Annotated in this window: 22 protein-coding genes; 7 read left to right on the forward strand and 15 right to left on the reverse strand. The window is 42.8% G+C overall.

What is annotated here, in order from left to right; all coding sequences use genetic code 11:
* Positions 1-777: 777 nt before the first annotated feature.
* Positions 778-1,104: an RNA recognition motif domain-containing protein gene (locus PNK_RS06050; protein ID WP_059060949.1), complete on the reverse strand. Its 327-nt coding sequence runs from the start codon at positions 1,102-1,104 to the stop codon at positions 778-780.
* A 443-nt stretch (positions 1,105-1,547) separates the two neighbouring features.
* Here PNK_RS06050 and mutM point away from each other — a divergent pair, with 443 nt between their 5' ends.
* From mutM to ribH, 4 genes are all read left to right on the forward strand, one after another.
* On the forward strand, positions 1,548-2,405 hold the full coding sequence (mutM, locus tag PNK_RS06055) for a DNA-formamidopyrimidine glycosylase (protein ID WP_059060950.1): 858 nt from the start codon (positions 1,548-1,550) through the stop codon (positions 2,403-2,405).
* Positions 2,406-2,620: 215 nt separating this feature from the next.
* Positions 2,621-3,244, forward strand: a complete 624-nt coding sequence (locus tag PNK_RS06060) for a riboflavin synthase (RefSeq protein ID WP_032125626.1) — start codon at positions 2,621-2,623, stop codon at positions 3,242-3,244.
* Complete coding sequence (locus tag PNK_RS06065; RefSeq protein ID WP_059060951.1) at positions 3,241-4,467, forward strand: bifunctional 3,4-dihydroxy-2-butanone-4-phosphate synthase/GTP cyclohydrolase II; 1,227 nt, start codon at positions 3,241-3,243, stop codon at positions 4,465-4,467. The genes PNK_RS06060 and PNK_RS06065 overlap by 4 nt, the downstream gene beginning before the upstream one ends.
* A gap of 26 nt (positions 4,468-4,493) precedes the next feature.
* Positions 4,494-5,036, forward strand: coding sequence for a 6,7-dimethyl-8-ribityllumazine synthase (gene ribH / locus PNK_RS06070; RefSeq protein ID WP_059060952.1), 543 nt, complete (start codon positions 4,494-4,496; stop codon positions 5,034-5,036).
* A gap of 64 nt (positions 5,037-5,100) precedes the next feature.
* On the opposite strand, the gene PNK_RS06075 is transcribed toward ribH, so the two are convergent.
* From PNK_RS06075 to PNK_RS06130, 12 genes are all read right to left on the reverse strand, one after another.
* Positions 5,101-5,511: a hypothetical protein gene (locus PNK_RS06075; RefSeq protein WP_059060953.1), complete on the reverse strand. Its 411-nt coding sequence runs from the start codon at positions 5,509-5,511 to the stop codon at positions 5,101-5,103.
* Between the two features lie 213 nt (positions 5,512-5,724).
* Entirely contained in the window at positions 5,725-6,906 is a 1,182-nt protein-coding gene (locus tag PNK_RS06080) for a cation:dicarboxylate symporter family transporter (RefSeq protein WP_079992832.1), read from the reverse strand.
* Positions 6,907-7,189: 283 nt separating this feature from the next.
* The gene (locus PNK_RS06085) at positions 7,190-7,600 is read right to left on the reverse strand and encodes a hypothetical protein (RefSeq protein WP_059060955.1); all 411 of its coding nucleotides are present in this window, start codon (positions 7,598-7,600) and stop codon (positions 7,190-7,192) included.
* Between the two features lie 267 nt (positions 7,601-7,867).
* Positions 7,868-8,569 carry a hypothetical protein gene (locus PNK_RS06090; RefSeq protein ID WP_059060959.1) on the reverse strand — a complete coding sequence of 234 codons (702 nt, stop codon included), beginning with the start codon at positions 8,567-8,569 and terminating at the stop codon, positions 7,868-7,870.
* A gap of 54 nt (positions 8,570-8,623) precedes the next feature.
* A complete protein-coding gene (locus PNK_RS06095) occupies positions 8,624-9,376 on the reverse strand; it encodes a caspase family protein (protein ID WP_059060961.1) in 753 nt (250 codons plus the stop codon).
* Between the two features lie 210 nt (positions 9,377-9,586).
* The gene (gene aroC / locus PNK_RS06100; protein WP_059060963.1) at positions 9,587-10,696 is read right to left on the reverse strand and encodes a chorismate synthase; all 1,110 of its coding nucleotides are present in this window, start codon (positions 10,694-10,696) and stop codon (positions 9,587-9,589) included.
* A 13-nt stretch (positions 10,697-10,709) separates the two neighbouring features.
* Positions 10,710-11,258: a shikimate kinase gene (locus tag PNK_RS06105; RefSeq protein ID WP_059060965.1), complete on the reverse strand. Its 549-nt coding sequence runs from the start codon at positions 11,256-11,258 to the stop codon at positions 10,710-10,712.
* Positions 11,248-14,058 (reverse strand): 3-phosphoshikimate 1-carboxyvinyltransferase, encoded by a 2,811-nt coding sequence (gene aroA / locus PNK_RS13050; protein ID WP_079992833.1) that lies wholly within the window; start codon positions 14,056-14,058, stop codon positions 11,248-11,250. Before aroA ends, PNK_RS06105 begins: the two co-directional genes overlap by 11 nt.
* A gap of 152 nt (positions 14,059-14,210) precedes the next feature.
* Complete coding sequence (locus tag PNK_RS06115) at positions 14,211-14,819, reverse strand: hypothetical protein (protein ID WP_059060967.1); 609 nt, start codon at positions 14,817-14,819, stop codon at positions 14,211-14,213.
* A 238-nt stretch (positions 14,820-15,057) separates the two neighbouring features.
* Positions 15,058-16,728 (reverse strand): diphosphate--fructose-6-phosphate 1-phosphotransferase, encoded by a 1,671-nt coding sequence (locus PNK_RS06120; protein WP_059060969.1) that lies wholly within the window; start codon positions 16,726-16,728, stop codon positions 15,058-15,060.
* Between the two features lie 11 nt (positions 16,729-16,739).
* Positions 16,740-17,534 (reverse strand): alpha/beta hydrolase family protein, encoded by a 795-nt coding sequence (locus PNK_RS06125; RefSeq protein ID WP_032125635.1) that lies wholly within the window; start codon positions 17,532-17,534, stop codon positions 16,740-16,742.
* Positions 17,535-17,682: 148 nt separating this feature from the next.
* Entirely contained in the window at positions 17,683-19,074 is a 1,392-nt protein-coding gene (locus PNK_RS06130; RefSeq protein ID WP_059060971.1) for an L-serine ammonia-lyase, read from the reverse strand.
* A 431-nt stretch (positions 19,075-19,505) separates the two neighbouring features.
* Between PNK_RS06130 and PNK_RS06135 the strand changes: the two genes are divergently transcribed.
* Complete coding sequence (locus PNK_RS06135; RefSeq protein WP_059060972.1) at positions 19,506-21,437, forward strand: MASE1 domain-containing protein; 1,932 nt, start codon at positions 19,506-19,508, stop codon at positions 21,435-21,437.
* Between the two features lie 112 nt (positions 21,438-21,549).
* A complete protein-coding gene (locus PNK_RS06140) occupies positions 21,550-22,680 on the forward strand; it encodes a hypothetical protein (RefSeq protein ID WP_162264036.1) in 1,131 nt (376 codons plus the stop codon).
* Here the strand turns inward: PNK_RS06140 and mgtE are convergent.
* Positions 22,635-23,999 carry a magnesium transporter gene (gene mgtE, locus PNK_RS06145; protein ID WP_059060973.1) on the reverse strand — a complete coding sequence of 455 codons (1,365 nt, stop codon included), beginning with the start codon at positions 23,997-23,999 and terminating at the stop codon, positions 22,635-22,637. The two genes, PNK_RS06140 and mgtE, sit on opposite strands and share 46 nt — an antisense overlap.
* Positions 24,000-24,125: 126 nt before the next feature.
* Positions 24,126-24,776, reverse strand: a complete 651-nt coding sequence (locus tag PNK_RS06150; protein WP_059060974.1) for a hypothetical protein — start codon at positions 24,774-24,776, stop codon at positions 24,126-24,128.
* A gap of 312 nt (positions 24,777-25,088) precedes the next feature.
* On the opposite strand from PNK_RS06150, the gene PNK_RS06155 reads away from it, so the two are divergent.
* On the forward strand, positions 25,089-25,271 hold the full coding sequence (locus tag PNK_RS06155) for a hypothetical protein (RefSeq protein ID WP_032125641.1): 183 nt from the start codon (positions 25,089-25,091) through the stop codon (positions 25,269-25,271).
* Positions 25,272-25,343 lie beyond the last annotated feature (72 nt).

Below are 25,343 nucleotides of genomic sequence, written 5' to 3' on the forward strand. Positions count from 1 at the left end.
AAGTTCCATATAGGGAATTGCCAAAGAAAACGGAAAAAATTTGTACGCTTGGGCAACTGTCAGAATGACCTAAAGTTGCCTTCGATAGATCATTTTCCTTTTTCCATAAAATCAGAACAGGGATACCCACCAAGCTAACCGCTAAGATAAAAGTTAAACAGGCCTACCAATTCTACCGACGAGAGATGTGTTCTCATTTATTTTTTAACACACCTAGAAAACCAGCTTAGCTCTCGTGTTTGAAGGGTAACTTCCTGAGTTGGAGGAGAATCTTGCGCCCCAAACGTCAATTTTCCTCCATTTATTTCAGCAAAACAATTCAATTAAATCGTTGGTTTTTATTAATAGATGGCATAAAAACACTCTTTTAATTTTTCAATTAACTTTTAAACAGTTAATCTTTGAATACATTTATATCGAGTAGGATGTAGAAAGACCCTCATTAGGAGCCATGTTTAAATATGTGCGTAAGGGTGATGCAAACGCTTATCTATTATTCAAATCTAATCGCTTAACGCTCTCCACCCAATGAATGCATGCAAAAAGCATATCCCCCTACCGCCCTCTTTCTAGCCAAAGTGGAGCAAGCGCTCCTTTTAACGTCTGATAATATATGCTAAAAAAAAGAAGGCTTTGTAAATAAAGGTCTGATAATCTAGAGGGTTATTTTATCGTGTTTTTGCGGAAAGTAATTGGAAAAAAAGTAGGAAAATAAAAAAAGGCAAGAGTTTAAACTAAACTCTTGCCTTTGAGACTAAACGTTTCTGTCAAAGTCGATTACGAACGGTAGTTAGAACGTCTGTCGCCGCCGAAAGAAGGTCTATCGCCAAAAGAACGCGGATCTCTTCTTTCGCTACGGTCTCTTTCTTGAGCCAAGCTGACGCGGAGGTTGCGGTCGACTAAAGGCTTGCCATTCAATTCGCGGATAGCTGTTTCTGCATCTGTAGCATTTTCCATTTCTACAAAACCGAAGCCTTTAGATTTGCCTGTCATTTGATCAGTAACAATCTTGGCGCTAACAACTTTACCGAAAGCTTCGAAATGAGCTTTCAGTTGATCTTCGCTTGTTTTCCAAGAAAGATTACCAACAAATATTTTCTTCATAAAATTCTCCATAGGATTAAGTTAACAAGGGGTCTAATTTGTGCTTATTCAGCTCCCCTCGACTCTGAACAAGGACATTTTTTTCCTTTTGCATTCACAAAAGGAGTTTTACTCATTCAGGGTGTATGAAGCAAGGGGAAACAAGGTATCTAACTTTGAGTTCAATAGGTGTGATAGGTTTGAAAAAGAGTAAACGACGATCTCGCTACTGGTCCTAACAGGCCTCAAAAAGTATACGTATGAACCTCTTTTCGCTACACTAACTGTATGCGTAAAGGGTGTGTGTAAAATTGGCTGGCTACCTCAACTCATGTACTAATTTAATTGTAGCATATTTTTCTTTTTAGTCTAGCACAATGTAAAAAAAGATTCTGTTTTTAGGCTTATTTGAAATAAAATAGAAGAGATTTCTATTCTAAACCACCTATTTATACAGGATGCAAATGCCAGAACTCCCCGAAGTGCATACAATTTTGCAAGATTTAAAGCAAGCTGGCTTGATTGGACAAAAAATTGAGCAGGTTAAAGTATTTTGGAATAAAATTGTTCACACACCATCCATAGAGGCTTTTTACAAACAACTCCCCAACCAGACGATTACGGCAATTGAGCGGCGAGGAAAGTATATCGTCTTTCATCTCACCAATCATTTGTTTCTCATCGTCCATCTAAGAATGACAGGAAAGCTTCTACTCGGTTTGAAAGAGGCTCAGCACTCCCCCTATATACGCCTACAGCTTAATTTAAGCCATGATAAGCAGCTTCTCTATCACGATACGCGCAAATTTGGACGCTGGTACTTAGTTAAAGACATTGAAGAGATCTTGGGCCGCATCGGCCCAGAACCTTTGCACTCATCCTTTTCTCTTAAAAACTTCTCCACTCTATTAAAAAGCCGAAAGAGGGCTTTAAAACCTCTCTTGCTGGATCAGACCTTTTTGGCTGGATTAGGCAATATTTACGTCGACGAAGCCCTTTGGGAGGCCTGCCTGCATCCTTTGCAGCCAGCCAATCAACTCTCTCAAAAAGAAGTGGTAAGGCTTTATCATAGCATCCGGCTCGTGCTACAAAAAGGCATCGATGCGCAAGGAACGACTCTTGGAAGCGGGCGAACAAACTATTACCGGTTAGATGGATCGAGAGGGCATCATCAAAACCAACTCAACGTTTTTCGACGCACAGGCCAGCCATGCCCGCGCTGCGGACACACTATCGAAAGAGGTGTTGTCGCTCAAAGGAGTACCCATATTTGCCCAAATTGCCAGCAGCAAAAAATAAATGTCTTTAAACAGCTTTTGTAAAAATACACTTTACTTATTGAAGATCAAGAATTAATGGATTGTTGAGCAAGCCTTTCATTTTTTTAGCATTTAATCTCCGGATTCAACCCTACAATTATGTTTAATTTTTATTCGCTAACCAAGTACTATTAAGGGCTTAATAGTTAAGCAATAAGTGATTTTTGCAGCTTTTGATTCATGTCAAACAAGCTTTAAAGGGCACAAAGGAATATTTCATGTTTACAGGAATTGTAGAGGAGCTCGGCAGCATTACGGCCATCGACTGGAAATCTGAAGGAGCTCGTTTTCACATTCAGGCTAGCAAAGTTTTATCAGATGCCAAGCAAGGCGATTCTATTAGCGTCAATGGCTGTTGCCTTACGATTGTCGACCACCATGCGCAAGGCTGGTGCTGCGATCTCGTTGAAGAAACGCTGAATCGCACTTATTTTCGCACCCTTCAAGCAGGCGATCATGTCAACCTAGAGCGAGCGATTAAATATCAGGATCGTTTAGGCGGCCATCTCGTGCAAGGGCATATTGACGAGATTGGACAAATGACTTGCAAAAAGCCTTTAAAAGATGGATCGTGGTGGGTAACCATCCAGGCTCCCCCCTCTTTGATGCGGTACATCGTCCATAAAGGTTCGATTGCCATCGATGGGGTCAGTTTAACGGTGGCTGAAATTGACCATCATCACTTTTCTTTTGCCATGATTCCCCACACTGCCCAAGCCACAACGTTTGGAATCAAGGGCGTTGGCAGCTTAGTTAACTTAGAAGTTGATTTGATGGCAAAATATATTGAACGGTTAATTACTCCTTATCAAACCGATTATTCTGCAAGGACAACATCATGAAAACAAGCTCAATAGAAGAAGCACTTTCTGCACTCTCTCAAGGCAAATTTGTCATCGTCACAGATGACGAAAATCGGGAAAACGAGGGGGACCTCATTTTAGCCGCCGATAAAACAACCGCAGCCTCTTTGGGTTTCATGATCCGCAATACAACCGGAATTGTCTGCCTTGCCATGCATGGCCAACGCCTCGACGAGCTTCGTTTGCCTCAAATGGTTGCGGACAATACTGACCGCAAGCAAACAGCTTTTACGGTCTCTGTTGATTACCGGCATGGTGGAGTAACAACCGGTGTGTCTGCCTCAGACCGGGCTAAAACGATTCTTTCGATGGTTGATGAACAGACAAAGCCCGAAGATCTCTGTCGCCCAGGCCACATTTTCCCCTTGCGCTATAAAGAAGGCGGGGTCCTCAAGCGAGCAGGTCATACAGAAGCTGCCGTCGATCTCACCGCCTTAGCAGGACTTTACCCGGCTGGTGTGCTTGCAGAGCTCATCAATGATGATGGAACGATGATGCGCCTGCCCGATCTTGAAAAATTTGCCAAAGAGCACAGCATCCCCATCATTACCATTACCGAAATCATTCGCCATCGCAGACGCCGTGAAAAGCTTGTCCATTGTGTCTCCCAAGCAAAGATTCCGACAGAGTTTGGCGAGTTTACCGCCTATGTGTACGAATCGCAGTTGGATGGAATCCAGCACATTGCTTTAGTCAAAGGCGAAATACGCAATCGAGCGAACGTACTCGTTCGAGTCCATTCCGAGTGCTTAACAGGCGATGTGTTTGGATCGAGGCGCTGTGATTGCGGCCCCCAATTGCGACAAGCAATGGAAAAAATCAATCAAGAAGGACATGGAGCCATTATTTATTTGCGAGGCCACGAAGGGCGGGGAATCGGACTTGGACATAAGCTGCGCGCTTATCATCTGCAAGATTTGGGCAGAGACACGGTAGAGGCCAATCTTGAGCTTGGTTTGCCGGCTGACTCGCGCGAATATGGAATTGGCGCCCAAATGCTGGTCGATTTAGGCTTGACAACCATTCGACTGTTAACCAACAACCCATCCAAGTACAGCGGGCTTGCTGGCTATGATTTAGAAATTGTAGAGAGAGTCCCCCTCGTCGTTTGCTCGACCGAAGAAAATAAACGCTATTTAAAAACTAAGAAAGATAAACTCGGCCATTTGCTCGATATCATCGATGCAGAAGCCGCCTCGTAGAAGAAATAAAGAGAGTGGAGATTACCATGAAAGAATATAAAGGCAAGTTAACCAATTCTAATGTCCGCATAGGAATCGTGGTGGCGCGCTTTAATGATATGATTACACACAGCTTATTACAAGGAGCCCTGGATACGCTCGAGCGCCACGGGATCTCCTCTCAATCTATTTCTGTTGCATGGGTTCCAGGAGCTTTTGAAATCCCCCTAATTGCCAAGAAAATGGCCCATTCAGGACAATTTGATGCAATCATCTGCCTTGGTGCTGTCATCCGTGGCGCAACCCCCCATTTCGACTATGTCGCTGGACAAGCGGCATCCGGCGTAGCTAACCTCTCTTTAGAAACAAACTTGCCTGTTATTTTTGGAGTCCTCACAACAGACACGATCGAGCAAGCCATCGAAAGGGCCGGCACCAAAGCTGGCAATAAGGGTAGTGATGCTGCTCTCGCAGCGCTTGAAATGATCGATTTGCTAAGGCAGCTCCAACTCTCCTGCAACTTCCCTCCCTCTTTACAAACAGCCTGTATGTCGGTAAAAGAAGGCAATCTCTCCCAAGTTAAAGTCTAAAATTAAAAAGCCCTCAAACAAGCATGCTCATTTGGGGGCTAACTTTAATCCTCGAAAGAAGCCATTAGAAGACCCAGTACGTGGTCGGCTTGTTAATAGGACGATCTCTAAAACCTTCGAAAGCAAGACTCAATCCGATTGAAAAGAGAGCTCCTGCCATCACATTTGTGCGAAAATGAGTGAAGGAATTCATAATCGCCTGAGTCAATCCCAAACTCACCGTCATTTGAATAGCTGTTTGATACCACTTAATTTGCCCCATCGTTTGCCCAGTCGAAAAAAACTTGCGAAAGAAAGGCGTCGTGAGTCCATGAATCAAAGAAGCTGTCATCGCTGCACCACCTAATATCACCCCAGCTTGCACATTCTGCGTTACCAAACTACCGACAACAAAAGAAACGATTCCGCTTTTTAACATACCACCAGAAATGTCTCTCGGTAACTGATTTGAATATGAACGAATAGCATCTAACATTTTATCTTCCTTTTTTTAATAAACTACACTATTTCAAACAATCCTAATAAAATATAGATTTTAATTCAACAACTACTATTCTCAATCAATTATAAAAAAATAATCAAACAAAAACACCTAATGCATTTAATTTAACTTTTATAATTATATGATAGCCAGAATCTGCATGAATTTAAGAGGGCTGGAGCAGCATTGCTTGCTGCTCCATTGACATCAAAGCGCTTTTTTTAAGATGGGTGCTTCAACCTGCCGAACATCTCCATTCGCGAGGCATTTTTCCATGACCATGGCAAAGCCGCCATTGCCGAGCACATTGGCACAAGTGATGATGGGATCGAAAAGGATGTAAAGAGCAGTAATTAAAGAGAGCATCTCCGCGTTGAATCCAAGTGCACTTTCTAGAATGGGCAGCATCACGAGGATTCCGCCGCCCGGTACTGCTGCCACTGAAAATTTTGCCAATACAAAATAGCTAGCAAAGCTTAGGTAAACTAAAAGAGACGGTTCAGCAACCCCAAAGTTTTTAAGTACGGTAAAGGCAAAAATGGGAATCGCAAAGCAGTCTCCAATGAGGTGGATATTGACAGCCGCTGGAATAATAAAGCGGGGAAGATCTGGATTCTGAGCATTTTTTTCAGCGCCCAAAATACTAAGCGGCATGGCTGCAGCGCTCGACATGCTGCCGAAGCCTGCTATTGCCGCTGGAAGCATGTTTTTTAAACTGCGCACGCAAGCACTGGCTTGAAAGCGATTGGCTACTAAGTAAATGAGAACTATGTAGGAAAAGACGGCGCAAGCAATCAAAGTAAAAACCAGGGCGTAGTTGCGCAAAATATGAGCCATCAACTGATCATGATTCATCTTTATCACAAATCCCAAGATAAAGGCTGGAAGCACACAAAGAAACCCTTTCAAAAAGAGAGCGATGACCTTTTCGAGCGAAGAAGAAACACTCTCCGACAAGGCAGGCTTCCAGCGTCCAATAACTATCCCTAAAAACAATCCAGAAAACATCGCTGTGCTGTTTTCAAACCACTTTGAAAGCGAAAATTGCCACATCGGAAGTAGGGAAACACCCTCTTCAGGCAGCGACATCGACAGATCAAATTGATAGGCAAAATGCCCGACAGAATAGCTGATGAGCGTAGATAAAAAATTGGAGGCACAGACGGCTATCAACAAGAAAAAAACAACTTTAGAAGCTTTTTTTGCCAACTGAGAAGCTGTTTTAAACAATAATCCAAAAATTAGAAACGGCAAGCAAAAAACGATGATGCTCTTAAGAGACAAGCTTAAAGCATATAAAAATGATTTAAAAGCCAATGGAAGCCAAGAATGAGAGACCGCAGCCAGCACAATCATGGCCAATAAAATGAAGGGCATTTTCCGGAACATACCTTTTCTCCAGTCTGAAATTTTATGTTAAAAATTAAAAGTAAATCGGAACGCGAGTGATTATCGGCCCTTGACGGCCGTACGAAAGAAAAAGGTAGGTGTTATTAAGCCAGAAGCTAACATATAAGCCTGAGTTTTTGATTCTTTGTATTCACATAGTTAATTTGAATACATCTCTATTTTAAGAATCTGAAATTATAATTCAAGCAATTAATGGTGATAAACACCCCTCTTTATTTTCTTAAATAAAGAGGGGTGTTTATCAAGATCGCAAAGGCTTGATTTAGATAAATATATACAAGCCGCCGCGATTCAAGTTCGTCTCTTGCGTGCCAGAGAATAAAAAAGAAACTCCAATTATAAGCGCGGCACTGCTAATTAAATTAACGCGCAATGCAGTCACAGCATTGACTGCGACTTGAGTAAGAGCGAGGTTGACAAGTAAATGGCAGGCGCGCTGTGGCCACTGAACGACATCTCCGCCAACCATTCTTTTAAAAAGCGGAGTTGTCAATGCATGCACAAGCGAAACTGTAGCAGCAATCCCTCCTATAACAGCTCCGACCTCGAAACTGCCAGAGAAAGCCGAGTTTAGCGCAAATGAGTAAATGCCGCTTTTCAATGCTGAATCAAGCACATTGTGAGGCATTTGGTCTACGTAAGAATAAACAGCACGTGTCATTGTATCAATCATTTTTAATCCTTTAAAGAGTGCATCCCCATGAGTTCACAAGCTCTTCTTTAATTGTTATTTACACTTAGTTCGTCTTTTAAAAACGAATCCTATTTTTAAATTAAACTTATAAAGAACGAATAAAGGTAAAATAAAATAATTTTAAATTCAAGAATTCAACGGGGCTGAAATGAGTTATAATAGGATCGATTGGATAGAAAAACTACGAATAAAAAATGTGGAAGTCTCCCAAGCTTCTAAGCACCGTGGAGACTTCCTAAAAAATGACTATCTCATTTCTCTTTTGCGTCTTTCGTAAGCATCGAAACGCTCAGCAAAAGACTGCGCAATTTCGGCAACGCTACTTTGAATTTGCTCTGCAATTTTAGTAGTCGGACCGACTTGCAAACTCTTTTTCTCCCATGTTATGGCTTGGAAGGCCATGGCCGGGTCTAAGATAAAACGTTGTAAAGTTACAGATTCAAACAATCTTCCTTCACAAGCTGCTACATAGCCTTTATCGATGGGATAAGCCAAGACTTGAATTTGGAAAGCAGGTAGAGGTGGTTGCCCAGCTGGAGCTAAAGTGACTGGATTAATATTAACGCTTCTAAAAATCTCTTCGACAAGCTTCTTGAGTTGATCTTCAGTCACATCCAATTGATCCCCTTCAGGCTTGACGATCGTGACGTAAATCCCAATGTTATTGGTAAGATTCAGCAAATGGTCCCCACCTTCCCATGTATTATTGCGAAAAACAATGACCCCTGGGTGTAAGTAGCTCGCTTGTTGCGGAACCAGAGGCTGGACAGCCATAGGCTTAGGCTGTAGTACACCCGGAGTAATGGACACATTGGGGCGGTTAGCGTGCATGGGGGGAAGCGACTCCATTCTCGATCCGCCTGGGCCAGTCTGTGCATGAGCAAAACCGCTATAAATAACTGACAATGAAAAAAACGCAGCTAAGCAAATTCCGGCAATCTTTTGCATATGTTTACTCCTTGATGCATTAAATAAAAAATTTAATGCATCAAGAATTTGTAATCAACGGGAGATTTGGCAAACAGGCTTTTGGATGTGATTAATATAGCCATTAGCGCGCTGGAGAAGGTTTTTCCAGCTAGGAGTCTTTTCAGATAGTTCTTTATTCAAACTAGCAAAAAAGCACTGGGTATAGAGGCCTCCAAAGCGAGAACCATAAGAGAATTGCCCCGGACTGCAGCTAGAAATCAGGATACACCCTTTTGCATTGCAAAAAAGCTGCCTGTATCCCCGATTGTTGGGTTGAATTGTGGAGAGGTTAACCTGGATATTTTTTCCTTCGTTCGTAAATCCCCTTTCAACGTAGTTATTGCAACAATCGGACATAATTAAGGCAAATCTAGGCTTTTTATCACTAATCGTATCCGAGACCCATTTTAAATCGATCCCTTGCTTATAGAATTCAAACATCAAAAAAGGACAAGGCGTATTTTTTTGAGCCGTTCTATAACCATGTCCTGAAAAGAAAAAGACTACAGCATCATCAGCGCCAACTGCCAGATCCTTTATGTAATTGGAAACGACATCTTTTTGAAACTCTCGTCCCGAAAAGCTCTTTTCTTTCAGCGTCATCTGCGTGTGTTTGGAGATCACTCTCAACTCTTGCTGCCACTTGGCAAGATCTGGTCTTGTAATCGAACTGATGTCATGGACCGTATCAGCCACAAGAATGGCATGTAGCGTCTTGGCCATGATGGTTTGGCTTGGAAGAATCAAGCCAATTAATAAAACAATGTAAATGGAAACTTTATTCATGAGTGCCCTTAAAATAGTGGGAAGGAGGTAATTCTAGTTAAGCGCTGAATTATACGCAATCTATTACCCTCACAAGGCATTCTGAGGATCAATTTCACTTTTTAATTATATATAAAAATAGGTGTAAGAAACGATCTATTGATCGTTCGTAAAAAATTTAGGGAAGGTGGATGAATCTTTTAGTGAAAACGGCGATAGGGAGAGAAGCAATCAAACATTCAAGCCAATGCTTCGATTCATGAGCATCGCATCGACTAGGACAAGGGCAAACATAGCCTCAACCACAGGAACGGCTCTAATCGCTACGCAAGGATCGTGGCGTGAGCCTTCCGGCAATTTTAGATTTTTCGATTCCCCTTCGATCGAGGCAGTCTTTTGATCCTGCCCAATGGTAGAGGTTGGTTTAAAGGGAACACGGACCACAATTGGCATGCCATTTGAAATTCCGCCAAGAGTCCCGCCTGCATGGTTGCTCGTCAAAATAATTTTTTGGTTTTCAATGGCGAAAGGATCATTATGTTCCGAACCTTTCATGCCGGCTGCCATGAATCCACATCCTATCTCAAATCCTTTAGAAGCTGGTATGGAAAGCATGGCTTTGGCTAAATTGGCCTCTAATTTTTCGTAGACCGGGTCTCCGAAGCCTACAGGGACATTGAAAGCAGCAGCTTCGACAATGCCGCCGACCGAATCTTTTTCTTTCTTAGCCATATCAATGGCAGCCTCTATCTGCTGGGCCGTTGCAGAATCGGGACAAAAAACTGCGCTTTCTCTTATGCGTACATGCAAAAGGCTCGTATCGCTGCTAAAGTACGATAAATCAAAGTCTCCTTTTATAGCCCCTGCCGACCGCAAGAAAGCGACGACTTTCACACCAATGACTGATAATATCTTTTTAGCAATAGCGCCGGCTGCTACCCTGCAAGCCGTCTCTCTTGCAGAGGCTCGCCCGCCACCTCGATGATCGAAGCTGCCATACTTTTGCAAGTAGGTATAGTTGGCATGTCCCGGCCTTAATAAAGTTTGCATGGATTCATATGACTGCGATCGTGCATCCAGATTCCAGATGATCAGTGAAATGGGAGCTCCGGTTGTCGCCCCTTCAAAAACCCCGGATAAAATTTCAACGCAATCTTTTTCCTGCCTAGGAGAAGTAAAGGCATTTCGTCCCGGCATCCGCCAAAATAATTCAGCGTTAATATCATCCTCGCTCAAGGCTAGGCCGGCTGGACACCCATCGACAACTACTCCAATGGCCTTACCGTGCGACTCGCCCCAAGTCACAATTTTAAATATATTTCCAAAACTATTCGACGCCACCTAAAACCTCTTCTCATCCTTGATAGTTGAGCGCATCTTGCAGACTTAACGACATCTCATAGAGACGTTTTAAGGTCTGCGTCATATCTTCTTGCTGGATCGTCAAAATCTGATCCGCCCATTTTTCGTAGATAGCCGATCTCTCTTCATATAAATGCTTTAATGAATTTTCAGGATCACCTTTATCTAAATAAGAGGGCAAAGAAGTGCGAGTCAAAATCCGCTCCTTTAAAACCTGGAAAGACACTTCCAGATAAATAACATGGCTATGTTTTTTTAAAGAGTATCCATTGCTCTCATTCATCAAACACCCGCCTCCGGTTGCAATGACAGCTCCTCTTAAGGTATGCTCCAACCCCGCCACGACCTCTGCTTCCAAGCGACGAAAGTAATCTTTGCTAAAGGTACGGTAGATTTCTCTGCACGACAAAGAGGGATGGTATTGCTGGATCAAGTCATCTGTGTCAATAAAAGGGCGATTAAGCTGCTTGGCAAGCAATCGGCCAAAGGTTGTTTTTCCACTGGCTTGAAAGCCAATAAGCATCACATTCTTAGCCAACATAAGCCCCCATATTCCTCATATCTTCAATAAATCCAGGATAACTCTTTTGGATGCATGCCGTTCCTTCAACGATCGTTTCTCCCTCTGCAGCCAATCCCGCAACGATCAATGCCATGGCCATGCGATGGTCCTGATAACTTTGGACTAGGGCTCCTTTTAAATTCGACGGATGAATAGTCAACACATCGGCAGTCTCTTCGATCCTAGCCCCCATTTTTTTTAATTCTTTAGTGATGCAAGCCAATCGGTCGCTTTCCTTGTGGCGGGCAATTGCCCCATTGACTAAACGCGTTTCGCCTTCGGCAAAGCATCCCAAGACAGCTAAAATAGGGACTGCGTCAATAAATGCATTGACATCAATTTCTTTTCCAATGAGGAGCGATCCTTTACAGACGCGCAAAGAGCCGGCTGTGCGGTCAATGTCAATAGCGGCGCCCATCGATTGCAAGAGATAAACAAGCTCTTTATCTCCTTGTATATCATCCATGTCAGCTCGATGGATAGTAATCTCAGACTTCGTCACCAAGGCTGCAACGATCGGGAAAGCTGCCGAACTCAAGTCACCTGGAATCTGTATGTGAAAACTCGGCCTTTCACGGCATCCTTTTACGACAAAATGTTCAAAGTTTTCTTGCGTATAAGAAACTCCTAAGCGATCAAGCCATGAAAGCGTTAAGGCAATCCAGGGCTTTTCGCCAGCTTTACGAACAAAAATTTCTGTTACGCCATCGACAAAAGCGGCAGCCATCAATAAAGCTGAAACGGGCTGAGAATCCGTGCCATCTAATTCTGCCTTGCCCGGAATAAGGGGCCCCTTAATAATTAAGGGCGCGTAGCCATTTTGCCGCGTCGATTTAGCCCATACTCCCAATTGACTTAAACCATCTAGTAGCGGTTGAGCCGGCCGATTGGAACAAATGGAATGATCACCCGTGATGACCGTGTATCCAGAACTTAATGCTGCGAGTGCGCCAACGAAACGCAAAACCTGCCCCGAATTGCCCGAATCGATAATACCAGCCGGCGTTTGCGGCCTCCCGCCTACTCCAATAATGGTCATTCCTTGATCATCTTGCCTGACTTGGGCTCCAAGTTCTATCGCTGCGCAGATCGCTTGGGTCACATCAGGCGAATGGAGAGGATTGTCGATCCGCGAAATGCCTTGTGCCATAGCACCCAATAAGACGGCTCGCACCGAGTGTGATTTGGAAGGCGGAAGTGAAAGAGAGCCGTTTAGAGCACTTTTTTGAACTTTGACATGTTTTTTATTGGCAGAAGTCATTGGCAAATGGTCTCGAATGGTTTGTTCAATTACCCTTTGATCGACCCCTGCGCCAAACCAGCAAACGAATTGCTGGACTGCTTGATGGACAAAAAGGTCAATGCCACGATAGGTCTGACAGCCTTTTAGCCTGGCCTCGCGAAGAAGGCGTGTTTCTTGAGGGTTAGAGATCACATCCAAAACGTGAGCATTCGACAAGATCCAATCGGACAAAATAGGCATATCGTCCAATCGCGGAGCCATTCCAACAGAAGTTGCTTGTACTAAAACGTCATACCCATCTTCCATCAAGCTGGCGAGTTTATCCAATGCCCCCCAAGCAGTGTTATATTGCTTCGCAAGCATTTCTGCACGCCTGGATGTCCGATTCAATATTGTTAATTGAGCCCCCTCTTTTTTTGCTTCGTGCGCAATCGCTCGTGCCGTACCTCCAGCACCTAAAATGACCATTTTTTTGCCTTTTAGATTGGTGATCGCCAATGTCTTTAGCGCTCCTATCCCATCTGTATTATAGCCTCTGATTCCATCTGGAGTAAAAACAAGAGTATTGCATGCCTGCACAGCCGCTTCTTCTGGATAAAAAGTCTCGATGGAGGAATGAACAAGCTCTTTATGCGGCATCGTCACACTAAGGCCGCCAATTGGAAATAGCGCAATCTTTTGAAAGAAAGCAGTCAATTCACTCTCTTTGACATTAAATTTGAGATAAACGGCATTTTGCTGCAATTTTTGAAAAACAGCGTTATGAGTCAAATGGCTTACACTCTTATCAACTGGATGTCCAATCAAACCGAATAGGCGCGTTTGGTGGTTTATTTTTCTAAAGGAATAGGTTTCCAAAAGAGTCTGAATAGAAAGCTGTCCCGGAGCCGTCTCCAATCCTATATCTGCCGCAGCAAAAGTAAAGGGCTGGCCGACGAGCGGAGCCAAAATGCGGGTGCATTGACCAAGCTCGCCCATGCCAACGACGCAAAGCTGGCTCTTTTGTATATTAGCCTTCTTCGCCAATTCAAGCAGACGAAAAGAATCAATGATAGAATGCGCATAAGTGGCGAGCTTATAATAGGTTCCTCCCCGAATAGCAAAAAGTTTATCTAAGCACTCCTCTAAGTCAGCAGGAGTCCCGACCATGTCATGCCAGGAAACAATCCACTTTGTTTTGGGTGAAAGCTTTTGCAATTCCTCAATAGATTCAGGCGGCATATCAGCTTCTACATCGACAAGATCCGGACCTTTTGTGGCTAATTGTCTGAGGAGCGCAAACTGCTCAGCACCACTCCCTTTGTAATACCCTCCTTGGGAAACCTTGCGTAATGTCCACAGTAATGGAAGTGATGTGATTTGCTTAAGCTGCATCAATTCGTCAAAATCGATCTTGATAAGCCTATCCAAACGGATTTCTATTAAATCAGCACCTCTATGCATGTGACTAATTTGATTGGCTAAATCCCTATAAGTTGCCCCCATTACAGAAACGCAAATAGGGCAAAGCGGCGATTGATGAGAGGATGTGGACATGCAATTTTCCTAAATGAGCAAGCTTACTAAGACATACGTTTGATAAGTATTCGGGTAGTGATAAATAGAATCAATCATTCATCGCTTAAGAAAAAATGACACCAAGTGGTATCACTTTTATTTAATAGCTTAAATGGCAAAGAATAAACATTTCAATTCTTATTCGAATCTTGGGAGTTCAGATGAAAAGAATTAATGAAGTAATCGTAGTCTTCTCGGTTGTAATCCTTATTTCTCGCGACATAGGTAAGAACATAAACCGTTTTGTCATTCATGAATGACTTACCTTCGATATCGAATTCTTTGTTGACCATGTGAAAATCTACCGCTGGAAAACCCAAAAAGACAGCATCCCGGCTTTCTAACAAATGATTGGCGGGATCGCTTGCAACTAATTCATCGACGACAGATTGAACCGTTTGCGTTTTATTCACCGTATCATAGTCTTGAGGATATGTAATGACGCTAACCATAAAAACAGTCCCATTGATTGTTTCTGAAGCGTACATTTCATAGCGGCGTTTCTTATCTGTATTGGGAATGTTGACAGCTTCTTTTGCGAACTGGGGAACGGCTGGAAATAAGACCTTAAACCCGCCAGATTGAGGCGAAAAATCTCGCCAACTTGCATGAGGATCGATAGTCATTGTTGGCGTTGTAAATCCAGGAAGGACCTTATAGGCATCTTTTAAATTGGTTGCCAAAAAAATTACGCCTACCATAAGCGCAATAAAGATTCCCATAATAATCGTTTTATACATACCACCTCATAGCTGCTAGCTTTTTCCGTCCCTTAATTTTCACTCAATCAAGGTCAAGAGCATTTACTCTCTCGTACACCAGAGCGCATTATCAAATTCATAATGCCCATACGAAAGATTATTTCTCAAGCGGGTTAAAATAAAATTTTAAACATTATTTGATTTCGGCAAAGAGCTTGACTGCAGCGCTCAAAAATTGGCAGCCTGCATTACTTTTTTCAAAACTTCACTGCGCGTTTTAATAAATTCTTGCCATGCTTTTTTCTAAACTAAGCGAAAGAGGACAGCAATCAGTAATATCAATGGCTCCTTCAAATTGAATGGGCCCCGGACAGCGGTAATCATCTTCGCCAACCCACCCCTCTCTTTTTTGCGCAAAGAATTGGAAAGGAGCAGCTTCCAGATCTACCAAAGCTTTTTGAATGACTGTTTTTTGCTTTCCCTCCCGCATTTCGCGGCACAGCATGCGATAAATGGGCACCCCCAAGGCCTCCCATTCCGAAACGGGCTGCGTAAGGTTTTTGACGCAACTCATATAGCCAGTGACTCCAGCTTTAAGCAAAAGAGCTGCTACATGGCCAAGCGCATAGCAATACTGACAATCAAAATTAGATGGAAGGCCTGAGCGCCCTTCATAGCCACAAAATTGGGGTTGTGGATTAAATGTTCCTTTATAGCGCCCCTGTAGCTTAAGATGGCGAAGCTCTTGGTCCACTAATTCAATCAAGAGGCGCTCTGTTTCAATCTTAGAAACCTGTACATTCCCATGCGGATCGCGGTCTAAAAGAAGCTGCCTTTGAATTGAGCCAGGCAGAGTGAGCAGGCATTGAATAGAGGATTCGCTAAGATACTTCTGCAAATAGGCTAATTGACTAGCATGCTCCTCCAGCTGCTCTAATTGCCTTGCATGAGGCAGGACCGGAGCTAATAAGTGGTTTAACTCCTGAATCAGCCGCTTTACCTCGGGAATACATTCAATCATCCCTTCTGGAACCAAGATAACTCCATAATGACACCCATTGTCTGCCCGAGAACAAATCATGGCCACGATTTGACCAACAATTTGCTTTAGCGACAATTGCTTATCGGCAACTTCTTCGCTGATTAGGGTTAAATTGGGATGAGTCTGTAAAGCACATTCTAAGGCAATATGGGAGGCTGATCGCCCCATCAACTTAATGAAGTGATAGTATTTTTTTGCCGACAATGCATCCTTTAAAATATTACCAATGATCTCAGAATAGATCTTGCAAGCAGTATCAAAGCCGAAGGAGACTTCGATATAGTCATTTTTTAAATCCCCATCAATCGTTTTTGGAACACCAACCACATGGGTCTTCACTCCACTTTGCTTAAAATATTCAGCCAAAACCGCAGCATTGGTATTAGAATCATCGCCTCCGATCACAACCAAACCATCTAAACTTAAGCGCGTGACCGTTTTCTCTGCAGCCTCGAACTGTTCTGGAGTTTCAATTTTGGTGCGGCCGGAACCTATGAGATCAAATCCCCCTTGATTGCGATACAATGCAAGCAGATCTTCTGTTATTTCGATCGACTGATTCTTCACAATTCCATTTGGGCCATTACAAAAACCAATGAGAGAGCTATTGGAGTGAATTTTTTTTAAGGCATCGAATAATCCGGCTATGACGTTATGCCCGCCGGGAGCTTGCCCTCCAGATAAGACGACGCCAACCTTTAGCGGCCGCAAAGGTTGCTGCTCCCCTTTCTGAAAAGTCAAAACAGGCTGATCAGCGGTAAAAGGAAATTGCTGCCTCAAGTCTTGATTGATGGCTTCCAGACCTTCTTGGGGGTGAGGAACAAGACATGAGGGTGATTCTAAAATAGGAGGCAGCTTAGGCTCATAGCCTAAACGATAGCGTTGCAATGGACTAAGGGAGGCCATTTTAACCTCGGCTAGTTAAGCGTTTGTTGAAACCAATTACATGTTTCCTCAATGGCAATTGCCTGCTCTTCTTCTTCAGAAAAGTCGTGATCACTTTTGGGAAGCAAAATAAAATGCGTCTTTCCTGCTAGTTCACGAGCCTTTCTATAAGCCTTTGCATGCTCAATTTTAACAACGAGATCTTGTTCACCATGAATGTGCAAAAGAGGAATTTTCTTTATATTCTCTAACTTCTGCTCAATGTCAAGCTTAAAAAACTGATTAAGAAATTCCATGTTTGGAACGCTGGCAGGCACATGCTTAAGCGTCTCTTTAATTGCCAATGGGTTAGGATTAGATTTAACCAAATCCCAAAGCTTTTTCCAGGGTTCGCTCGTAAAGACGGGGGCCCAAAGAGCAAGACTTTTAATCGATTGATATTCACTGGCAGCCAAAACGGCTATTGCCCCGCCAAGAGAGCGACCAAGTAAACCGATGCGACTGGCATCAATTTGAGAATCTTTGGCCAGAAAATTTAAGCATAGAAGGGTATCGCTTAACTTCCCTTCCAGTGTAATGTCTTTAAAGTCCCCTTCACTGTCGCCGGCCCCTCTGTAATCGAATCGCAAAACTGCAATCCCCTTTTTAGCAAGTTGCTTTGCCAAATTCACAAAGAGACGAAATTTTCCACACTTATTGCCTGCAAAACCTGGACATATCACAACGGCCGGAACCTTTCCAGTTTGTAGGGGTCGGTGCAAAACAGCAAAAATTTTTTCACCTTGATTCGTCAACGTAATCGATTCGCGCTCTTCTACTTTTTGCATCTTTCACCTTCAAATGAAACGTAATTTTTACTCCTGGACATGTCGCCGAATTCATCATGCCTCTATCCCCGATTATTTCTCAACCAGCTTGGAAAGAAGGTGGATTTATTTAACCCCCAACTTGCAGTCGTTGAGGGGTGAGAACACTTTAGCACTCAGGCACATTGACAGCCAGTCCGCCTTGTGAAGTTTCTTTGTAAATGGACATCATGTCATGACCAGTTTGCTTCATTGTTGCGATGACCTGATCTAACGTCACGCGATGCGTTCCATCCCCATGCAATCGCGCAAGTCTTTCTGCATTGATGGCTTTAGCGGCTCCCATCGTGTTGCGCTCGATGCAAGGAATTTGAACCAATCCTTTAATTGGATCGCACGTAAGCCCCAAGTTGTGCTCCATGCCAATTTCGGCCGCATTTTCAATTTGTTCATTGCTCGCTCCAAGAGCTGCAGCCAAGCCGCCAGCTGCCATCGAGCATGCCACTCCCACTTCACCCATGCATCCCATTTCGGCAGCCGAAATCGAGGCTCCTTCCTTATACAGAATGCCAATGGCTCCTGCAACGAGCATAAAAGTAACAATCCCTTTCGAGTCCGCTCCTTTGACAAATTTTTGATAGTAATGGAGAACCGCAGGAATAACACCCGATGCTCCATTCGTTGGAGCCGTAACGACGCGCCCACCTGCCGCATTTTCTTCATTCACAGCTAATGCCCAAAGGCTAACCCAATCCATGACTTCAGCCGGGTCGCGCTGTTCAAGCGGCTTGCGCTCTTCTTCTTGCAAATAGCGATATATGCCGGCCGCGCGTCTCTTCACGTTGAGTCCACCGGGGAGGATTCCCTCCTGCTGGCAACCGCGTTGAACGCATTCCTGCATGATCTGCCAAATATAGAGTAGCCCCTTTTCAATCTCTTCTTCGCTGCGCCAAGACTTTTCATTCTCCCACATCAACTCCGCAATCGACATGTTCTCGCTACGGCAATGAGCAAGCAATTCCTCAGCCGTCTTAAAAGGATACGGAAGTTTATGGTCGTTTTGACAGATCGTTTGGTCTTGCATTGCCGCTTCGTGATCAACAATAAACCCACCCCCAACAGAATAAAAGACTTGCTGAAAGAGCTCTTTGTCGTCAAAGCCAAAAACAGTAAATCGCATGCCGTTGGGATGAAAAGGAAGCTGCTTATCATAATGGAAGATCAGGTCGGTAGCCTCTTCAAATTTAATGACATGAGAATTCAGTAAGGACAATTCTTTGGTTTGGCGAATGGCGTGGATACGAGGCTCAAGAAAGCTTGGATTCACTCCCTCTGGAGCATTGCCTTCAGCCCCTAATAGCACGGCAATATCTGTTGAATGTCCCTTCCCTGTCAAAGCCAAGGAACCGTAAAGCTCCATTTTTAGCCGTTTTACTCCAGGCAGCAAACCACCCTGTTGTAAATTGATTACAAATTGCCTTGCTGCGCGCATGGGTCCAACTGTATGCGAACTCGACGGCCCAATCCCTATCGAAAAAAGATTAAACACGCTGACAGCCATAATCCATCCAATCCTTACTTATTTTAATAATTATCATTTTTCCAATTCACATTCTTGCAAACTCACTCATGTGCCGAACGTTGACCTGGCCACCTTAAAACAGATTCATCACTACAATCTTGATATTCAGCAATTTAAGGCATTTTCACTCAAATCCTTTGTTTTTTTTGACAAACCAAGTTGCGAATCCATTCCCGTATAAGACCAAAGATATTAGCAAATCAGGTATCATTACGCAAAGAAAAACAATAAATTTTATAATAGATAATTTTGAATTTGGTTTTGAAACATAAAGATTATATTAAGATTTTGTAAATCTTCGTTTACATTAGATTTTATTCCTCCGAAAAAATTAATTCCTTGCTTAAGCTCCTTAAAAAATTTATTTTATATTAAAATAGAAGTAGGTCAATCAAGCGAGCGGCTTGCAGATGGAAAAAAAGATCTTTGTATCTAATAATCCTGTTCAGTATGTTTTTTTAATCCTTGTGATTGCCTTCATTTATTTTATTTTTGCTCAGTTAGGACAGCATTTGGCCTTACCTGAAGGCATTGCAACAGCGGTTTGGCCCCCATCGGGATTTGCTCTAACTATTTTTCTGCTTTTTGGCTATCGCATTTGGCCAGGCATCTTTTTAGGAGCTTCATTGGCGATTGCAGCATCATTAGCGGCAAAATGGCCATTTTTCGCTTTTTCTTTCCCCTTTTTTCTGCTTGTTTTGATCATTAGCATGGGAGCTACGCTGCAGTCGATGGCTGCGTCCTATCTATTAAACCGGCTGCAAGTCACATCCAATCTTTTCCACTCTTACAAACATGTCTATTTATTCTTTATTGTCATTTTCTTGAGTTGTCTAATCAATTCAACGATCGCCATCACATCTCTTAACATGGCAGATCTCATTCCGGAACAGAGTGGGCAAAATTGGATTACTTGGTGGCTTGGAGATGCTGCCGGAATGTTTGTCGTTACGCCTTTAATTTTATCCTGGTTTCCACCCCCTTCTTTACAGCGTTCAATGGATCAGGCATTCGAAAGCATTCAGTTCTTTCTTGTGCTCGGAATCGTTACATTTTTATGCTTTGGATGGCTTCATCAAGCCTATCCTCTCGAATACTTATTGATTCCCTGCCTCCTTTGGGCCATTTTTAGATTTGGAGCCCATCTAGCAACGCTCACATTGGCAATCATTTCAGTTTTTGCCATTTTGGGCACTGCCAAAGGATATGGCCCATTTTTTCAACAGCATTTAAATACCTCTTTACTTCTCCTGCAGCTCTTCATTGGAGTAATCTCAGCAATGACTCTCACTCTCATTGCCGTTTTAAACCAACTTAAACAAGCCAACGCACAGTTAAAAACGTACAATGAAAATTTAGAAAGCCAAGTAAGTCAGCGAACGGTTGTTGTTCAGGAACGGACAATCGAATTACAGGACAAGACCATCCAACTTCAAAACCAAACACTCGAATTGCAATGGCGCACGAAAGAGTTGCAAGAGCGAACGCAAAAGCTGCAAGAGCAAAACCAGGCTCTCGAGCAGATGGTGATTAAGTTTCAGCTCTTGCAAAATAGAGTCATCACTCAGGAGAAACTGTCTTCCCTGGGAGCGTTGACAGTAGGGATTGCCCACCAGCTGCGCAATCCTCTCAATTTTGTCATTAATTTTGCCGAACTCAATCAAGACATTATCGTTGAACTGATCGAGTGGCTCGAATCTGAAAAAGAAAACATTAAACCGGAAGATTTTGAACAAGCCTTTTTGCTTTTGTCAAGCCTCAAAATCAATACTGAAAAGATAGAAAATCACGGCAAAGGGGTGAATCACATCGTCGAAAAAATGGTAGCTCACGCTCAAAATCGCATTGGAAAGCCTGAAATAGTCGATATCAACGAACTGGTCGAAGAATTTAGCCATTTAGCTTATTACAGCTTCCAAGCCCAAAATCCCAACATCACTATTCATTTCGATAAATCGTATGACCTTACCATTGAAAAAATTCAAACCATTCCTCAACTGGTTAGCCGCGCTTTAATTAATATTTTCAACAATGCCTTTCACTCAGTCAGCCATAAAAAAGAGGATCTAGGAGATGCATACAACCCCACCATTTCAATTCGTACTGAAAATCGAGACGTGCAGGTGGCCATCCTGATACGCGATAATGGCAATGGAATCCCTTCGGCCTTGCGCGATCAACTGTTCCTTCCCTTCTTTACGACCAAACCCGACGAGGTGGGATTTGGCCTCTCCATCAGCCGCGACTTGATTTCACAAATTGAAGGGCAAATCCATGTCGAATCAGTCGAAGGTGAATTTGCCGAATTCACTCTGCTGCTACCCAAGCCCCCCGAGCAATAGCTCTCCATTTGAACATCAATCAATCTATCGCTTTAAACCACTTTTGATGCAGACACAAATCTTCAAAGATAGCTATCATTAACCAAACAATTAAAATCCATCAAAATTAAAAATGATAACAAACTCTCATCAAATACTAAATTATGCAATTGATGAAGCAGTTCAATTAAAATACGACTGTTACATGCAAAGCTCGTGGAAGAGCATTAATTATTTTGATCGATTTAATTCCATTTTAGAAAAGGTTTCAGAGGCCAATCGGGAAGTTGCCCTTCCAATCGAATTGGAACAGCATTTGATAGCCACCTTCCCCTTTATTTCGAAGCGGACAGACCTAGTCAAAGACCTCACATCTACTCTTTTGGAGCATCGCTCAACCCTATCCAAGCGGCTTGCTTGGTCATTTTTTGAAGAGGTGGTAATAGCTCAAGATGGCAAGCAAGCTGAGTTATTTGACCTGTGGGCTTTTAGCGGAATGTTTACCAGAGAGGGAGCCGCCACTTTGCTCGCGCTCAAGCTATCTGATGCATTAGAAGCCCCGCACATTCATGCGGCTGATTTTGACGATTTAGAGCCTATCTTAACACAGTCAGCCTCTTTTGAGGCAGCAATTGTGCTGCAACCCGATCCGCAAAAATGGCATCTATTACCTTTAATTGTGCGTAAAGAAGATGATCGATTAACGATTCTTGTATTAGATTCTCTCGCCACCAATTTTTTACAGGCTAGCAACGGGGAATTTACCTCTCCTTTACTGCAATGCTTAGCCAGTTGTTTGTCTCGCCTGCCTTTACAAACCTCCCTTTACGCTTATACATCTCAGAGACTCTTTCACAGTGATACCTGCAGTATCTTTACCATTTCTGATATTTTAAATTTCTATAAACTCAAGTTGAAGTGTGAAATCGATCTTTTTGAAGAGGCTAAAAAGAGCATTCACAAAGTTGTGATTCTTTCTTCATTACTTACTTTCTTTGGATTCGATGCGTTGCCAACAGCGATGATGAAAATGACTCAATCACTAACCCGCATTCAGCGGCTTTCCTCGCATCAATCACAGCCTTTGATAGAGTTGCTGCGCCCCTACTTCTTTGTGGCCTCCTATTATTGCAGCCGTTCACAAAAAATTCTGACTAACCCTGTCAATATGCGAGCCGCCATAAAATTCAATCGCTATCTCACCTACCTACAAGCAAATTACAGCAAGGTTCCGCTTAAGATTAAGATGGCAACGCAAAAGTAAATGATGAGGCCTACGACATCGACCATTGTGGCAATAAATGGAGCCGATGATGTGGCGGGGTCGATGCGGAAATAGCGAAGAATGAGCGGCAGGATCGATCCGGCTAGGGTTCCCCACAAGACAACTCCCATTAAAGAAAAATAGATCGTTAAGCCAAGCAAGAACCAATGCTCACCATAGATATTTGAAAACTGGCTCCACAAGACCACACGCAAAAAACCAATCAATCCGAGTATTAATCCTAAGACCAGTCCTGCTGCAAACTCACGCTTAACGATTTTCCACCAGTCCCTCAGCTTGACCTCTTCGAGGGCTAAGGCGCGCACGATCAACGTGGCAGCTTGCGAACCGGCATTGCCTCCACTAGAAATGACAAGCGGCAAAAATAGGGCCAATACAACCGCCTTGGCTATTTCCCCTTCAAAATAGCCAAGAGCCGTTGCAGTCATCATTTCCCCTAAAAATAAAATAACTAGCCAGCCAGCACGTTTTTTGATCAATTCAGGAAAAGAGACTTGCATGTACGGTTCATCCAAGGCCTCCATCCCCCCAATCTTTTGGATATCCTCTGTTGCCTCTTCATCTGAAAGGCGCAAAATGTCATCAATTGTCACAATCCCAAGCAAAATCCCATCCTCGTCAATAACGGGGAGGGCAGACCGATTGTGGACGCGAAAGGCATTGATGGCTGTTTCTTCATCCTCTGTCACCGAAAGAGCGATAAATTTTCCCTTAGAAATATCTCGCACATGAAAGCTTCTAGGAACAAATAAAAACTCTTTTAACTTAATGTCATCAATGAGCTTGCCTGCTTCATCAACCACGTAAATATAATCGATCGTTTCGCTATCGTGCCCGTAAGCTTTGATGTGATCCAATACCTTTTCGACAGTCCAATTGCGCATGACAGCTATGTAATCAGTCGTCATCAAACGGCCAATACTCTCTTCCGGATATCCCAATAGCTTTAGGGTTAAGAGACGCTCATTGGCAGGGAGGAGTTTGACAAATGCATCGATCGTTTCTCGAGGAAGATCCTCTAAAAAGGCCGTCCGGTCATCCGGCGATAAGGACTTGAGCAAATAGGCAGCTTGAGAAGAAGGCAGTGACTGCAGAAGATAGCGCTGCGTTTTTGGCGAAAGAAAATCAAACGCCTCAAAAGCCAAATCCACCGGCAAAGCCATGAAAATTTGCAGCTGCCGCTCTTCTGATTTATTTGCCAGCAAATCGGCGACTTCGAAACCAGAAAAGGTGCGCAAGACCTCGCTTAACTTTTTATTGTCTCGCATGCGAATCAGCTCATCAATAGAATTCCACATCAGGCTCCAATCCCCCTTCTCTAGAGACTTTCCTCTTATGTCTAATGCAATGCGTGTTTATTTGTCAGGCGGAAAAAAGATAGAGAGAAGGGAAAATACTTCCCCTCTCCATTCATGATCGAAAAATTAGGCGGCAGCCGGATAAACGCTTAACTCATCCCCTGAATTATCCCACTCATCGCCATCTTCTTCGCTGATGAGCCAATAATTTGAGTGTTCACCTAATCCGTAGATGCAAGCGTTACCTGGGATTTGATAACCAAGCGTGATATGAAAATCATGCCCTTTCAACTTGGGAGCAAGCCCGTAGCTCAAGCGTAAATTTTCCAAATCCGGTGCGTCGACAGCTAATAGCCACAATTTTTTCGTCTTCCCATTCTTATTCAGCTTGACCGTACGCAACTCCTTAACTTGAAAAGTAAACACGTGTTCAAGCTCTTGAATGTGCCAAATTTCATTTTCGATCAGCTCCTGTTCGTAGATGACGCTGATATGAGCCCCTATCCCCTTTTTATTCGTATAATCGCTTGGAGGAACAAGCTTTCCAGGCGCTTCAATCAGGGGCAAAATCTCGGCAATGAAATCATTGGAAACATCCACGTAAAGATAGCCATTCTCTTTTTGCTTGAGTAAACCAAAAGGCTCCATTTGCAAAGCTTTTTCTAAAACAATAACTTGTGATTCGACTCGATAATCATCTTTTGCATGACTAAACGAAAAAGAAAATACAGATAGTATAATAATCAGATAGGTTTTCTGAATAAGGCTTTTAAACACACAACCTCCTTATGAGTAATAAAAAAAATCATTATTCATTCGATAATCTAGCACAAACAAATTAAATTCAATTTATTTAAAGAGCCAATAAAAACCCACACACAAAAACAAATAAAAACAGTTTAAACATATCGCTCAAACTGCCACCTTTCCTTGCATTTTCAAACCGTTTCCAACAAAACACAACCAATTAATTTACAGTAACTTACAAAAAGAGCAAAGAGTTTTTTTGTCATAGAAAAAATCAAAAAACTTTTGTTGTAAAATAAAGGGAATTTTCTTAAATTATTTCTCTTCAACCAAAAGGAATCTATGAAAAAGAAGCTTTTCTTTTTGTTTTTGACACTTTTTACAGATTGCATTGCTTGTACTTGTAACTATCAACAACTGTATAGTTTAAATAAAGTCATGGAAGAAGAAGATGAAAATCAAGAAGAAGATTTTCATGAGAATTTAACTGAAAAGCAGATTCAGCAGAATCCTTACCCGCATTAGTTAATCGCAAGATGAAGACTTAAGCGGCATAAAAATAAGCCTTAGAATAGAGCTAACTATTTCTAAGGCTTA

The sequence above is a fragment of the Candidatus Protochlamydia naegleriophila genome (assembly GCF_001499655.1).
GTDB classification, from domain to species: Bacteria; Chlamydiota; Chlamydiia; order Chlamydiales; family Parachlamydiaceae; genus Protochlamydia; species Protochlamydia naegleriophila.

Bases quoted from the DNA above. Each gene is read 5' to 3' on its own strand.
- PNK_RS06050 (WP_059060949.1), bottom strand. From the start codon at position 1,104: ATGAAGAAAATATTTGTTGGTAATCTTTCTTGGAAAACAAGCGAAGAT.
- mutM (WP_059060950.1), top strand. From the start codon at position 1,548: ATGCCAGAACTCCCCGAAGTGCATACAATTTTGCAAGATTTAAAGCAA.
- PNK_RS06060 (WP_032125626.1), top strand. From the start codon at position 2,621: ATGTTTACAGGAATTGTAGAGGAGCTCGGCAGCATTACGGCCATCGAC.
- PNK_RS06065 (WP_059060951.1), top strand. From the start codon at position 3,241: ATGAAAACAAGCTCAATAGAAGAAGCACTTTCTGCACTCTCTCAAGGC.
- ribH (WP_059060952.1), top strand. From the start codon at position 4,494: ATGAAAGAATATAAAGGCAAGTTAACCAATTCTAATGTCCGCATAGGA.
- PNK_RS06075 (WP_059060953.1), bottom strand. From the start codon at position 5,511: ATGTTAGATGCTATTCGTTCATATTCAAATCAGTTACCGAGAGACATT.
- PNK_RS06080 (WP_079992832.1), bottom strand. From the start codon at position 6,906: ATGTTCCGGAAAATGCCCTTCATTTTATTGGCCATGATTGTGCTGGCT.
- PNK_RS06085 (WP_059060955.1), bottom strand. From the start codon at position 7,600: ATGATTGATACAATGACACGTGCTGTTTATTCTTACGTAGACCAAATG.
- PNK_RS06090 (WP_059060959.1), bottom strand. From the start codon at position 8,569: ATGCAAAAGATTGCCGGAATTTGCTTAGCTGCGTTTTTTTCATTGTCA.
- PNK_RS06095 (WP_059060961.1), bottom strand. From the start codon at position 9,376: ATGAATAAAGTTTCCATTTACATTGTTTTATTAATTGGCTTGATTCTT.
- PNK_RS06105 (WP_059060965.1), bottom strand. From the start codon at position 11,258: ATGTTGGCTAAGAATGTGATGCTTATTGGCTTTCAAGCCAGTGGAAAA.
- aroA (WP_079992833.1), bottom strand. From the start codon at position 14,058: ATGTCCACATCCTCTCATCAATCGCCGCTTTGCCCTATTTGCGTTTCT.
- PNK_RS06115 (WP_059060967.1), bottom strand. From the start codon at position 14,819: ATGTATAAAACGATTATTATGGGAATCTTTATTGCGCTTATGGTAGGC.
- PNK_RS06120 (WP_059060969.1), bottom strand. From the start codon at position 16,728: ATGGCCTCCCTTAGTCCATTGCAACGCTATCGTTTAGGCTATGAGCCT.
- PNK_RS06125 (WP_032125635.1), bottom strand. From the start codon at position 17,534: ATGCAAAAAGTAGAAGAGCGCGAATCGATTACGTTGACGAATCAAGGT.
- PNK_RS06130 (WP_059060971.1), bottom strand. From the start codon at position 19,074: ATGGCTGTCAGCGTGTTTAATCTTTTTTCGATAGGGATTGGGCCGTCG.
- PNK_RS06135 (WP_059060972.1), top strand. From the start codon at position 19,506: ATGGAAAAAAAGATCTTTGTATCTAATAATCCTGTTCAGTATGTTTTT.
- PNK_RS06140 (WP_162264036.1), top strand. From the start codon at position 21,550: ATGATAACAAACTCTCATCAAATACTAAATTATGCAATTGATGAAGCA.
- mgtE (WP_059060973.1), bottom strand. From the start codon at position 23,999: ATGTGGAATTCTATTGATGAGCTGATTCGCATGCGAGACAATAAAAAG.
- PNK_RS06155 (WP_032125641.1), top strand. From the start codon at position 25,089: ATGAAAAAGAAGCTTTTCTTTTTGTTTTTGACACTTTTTACAGATTGC.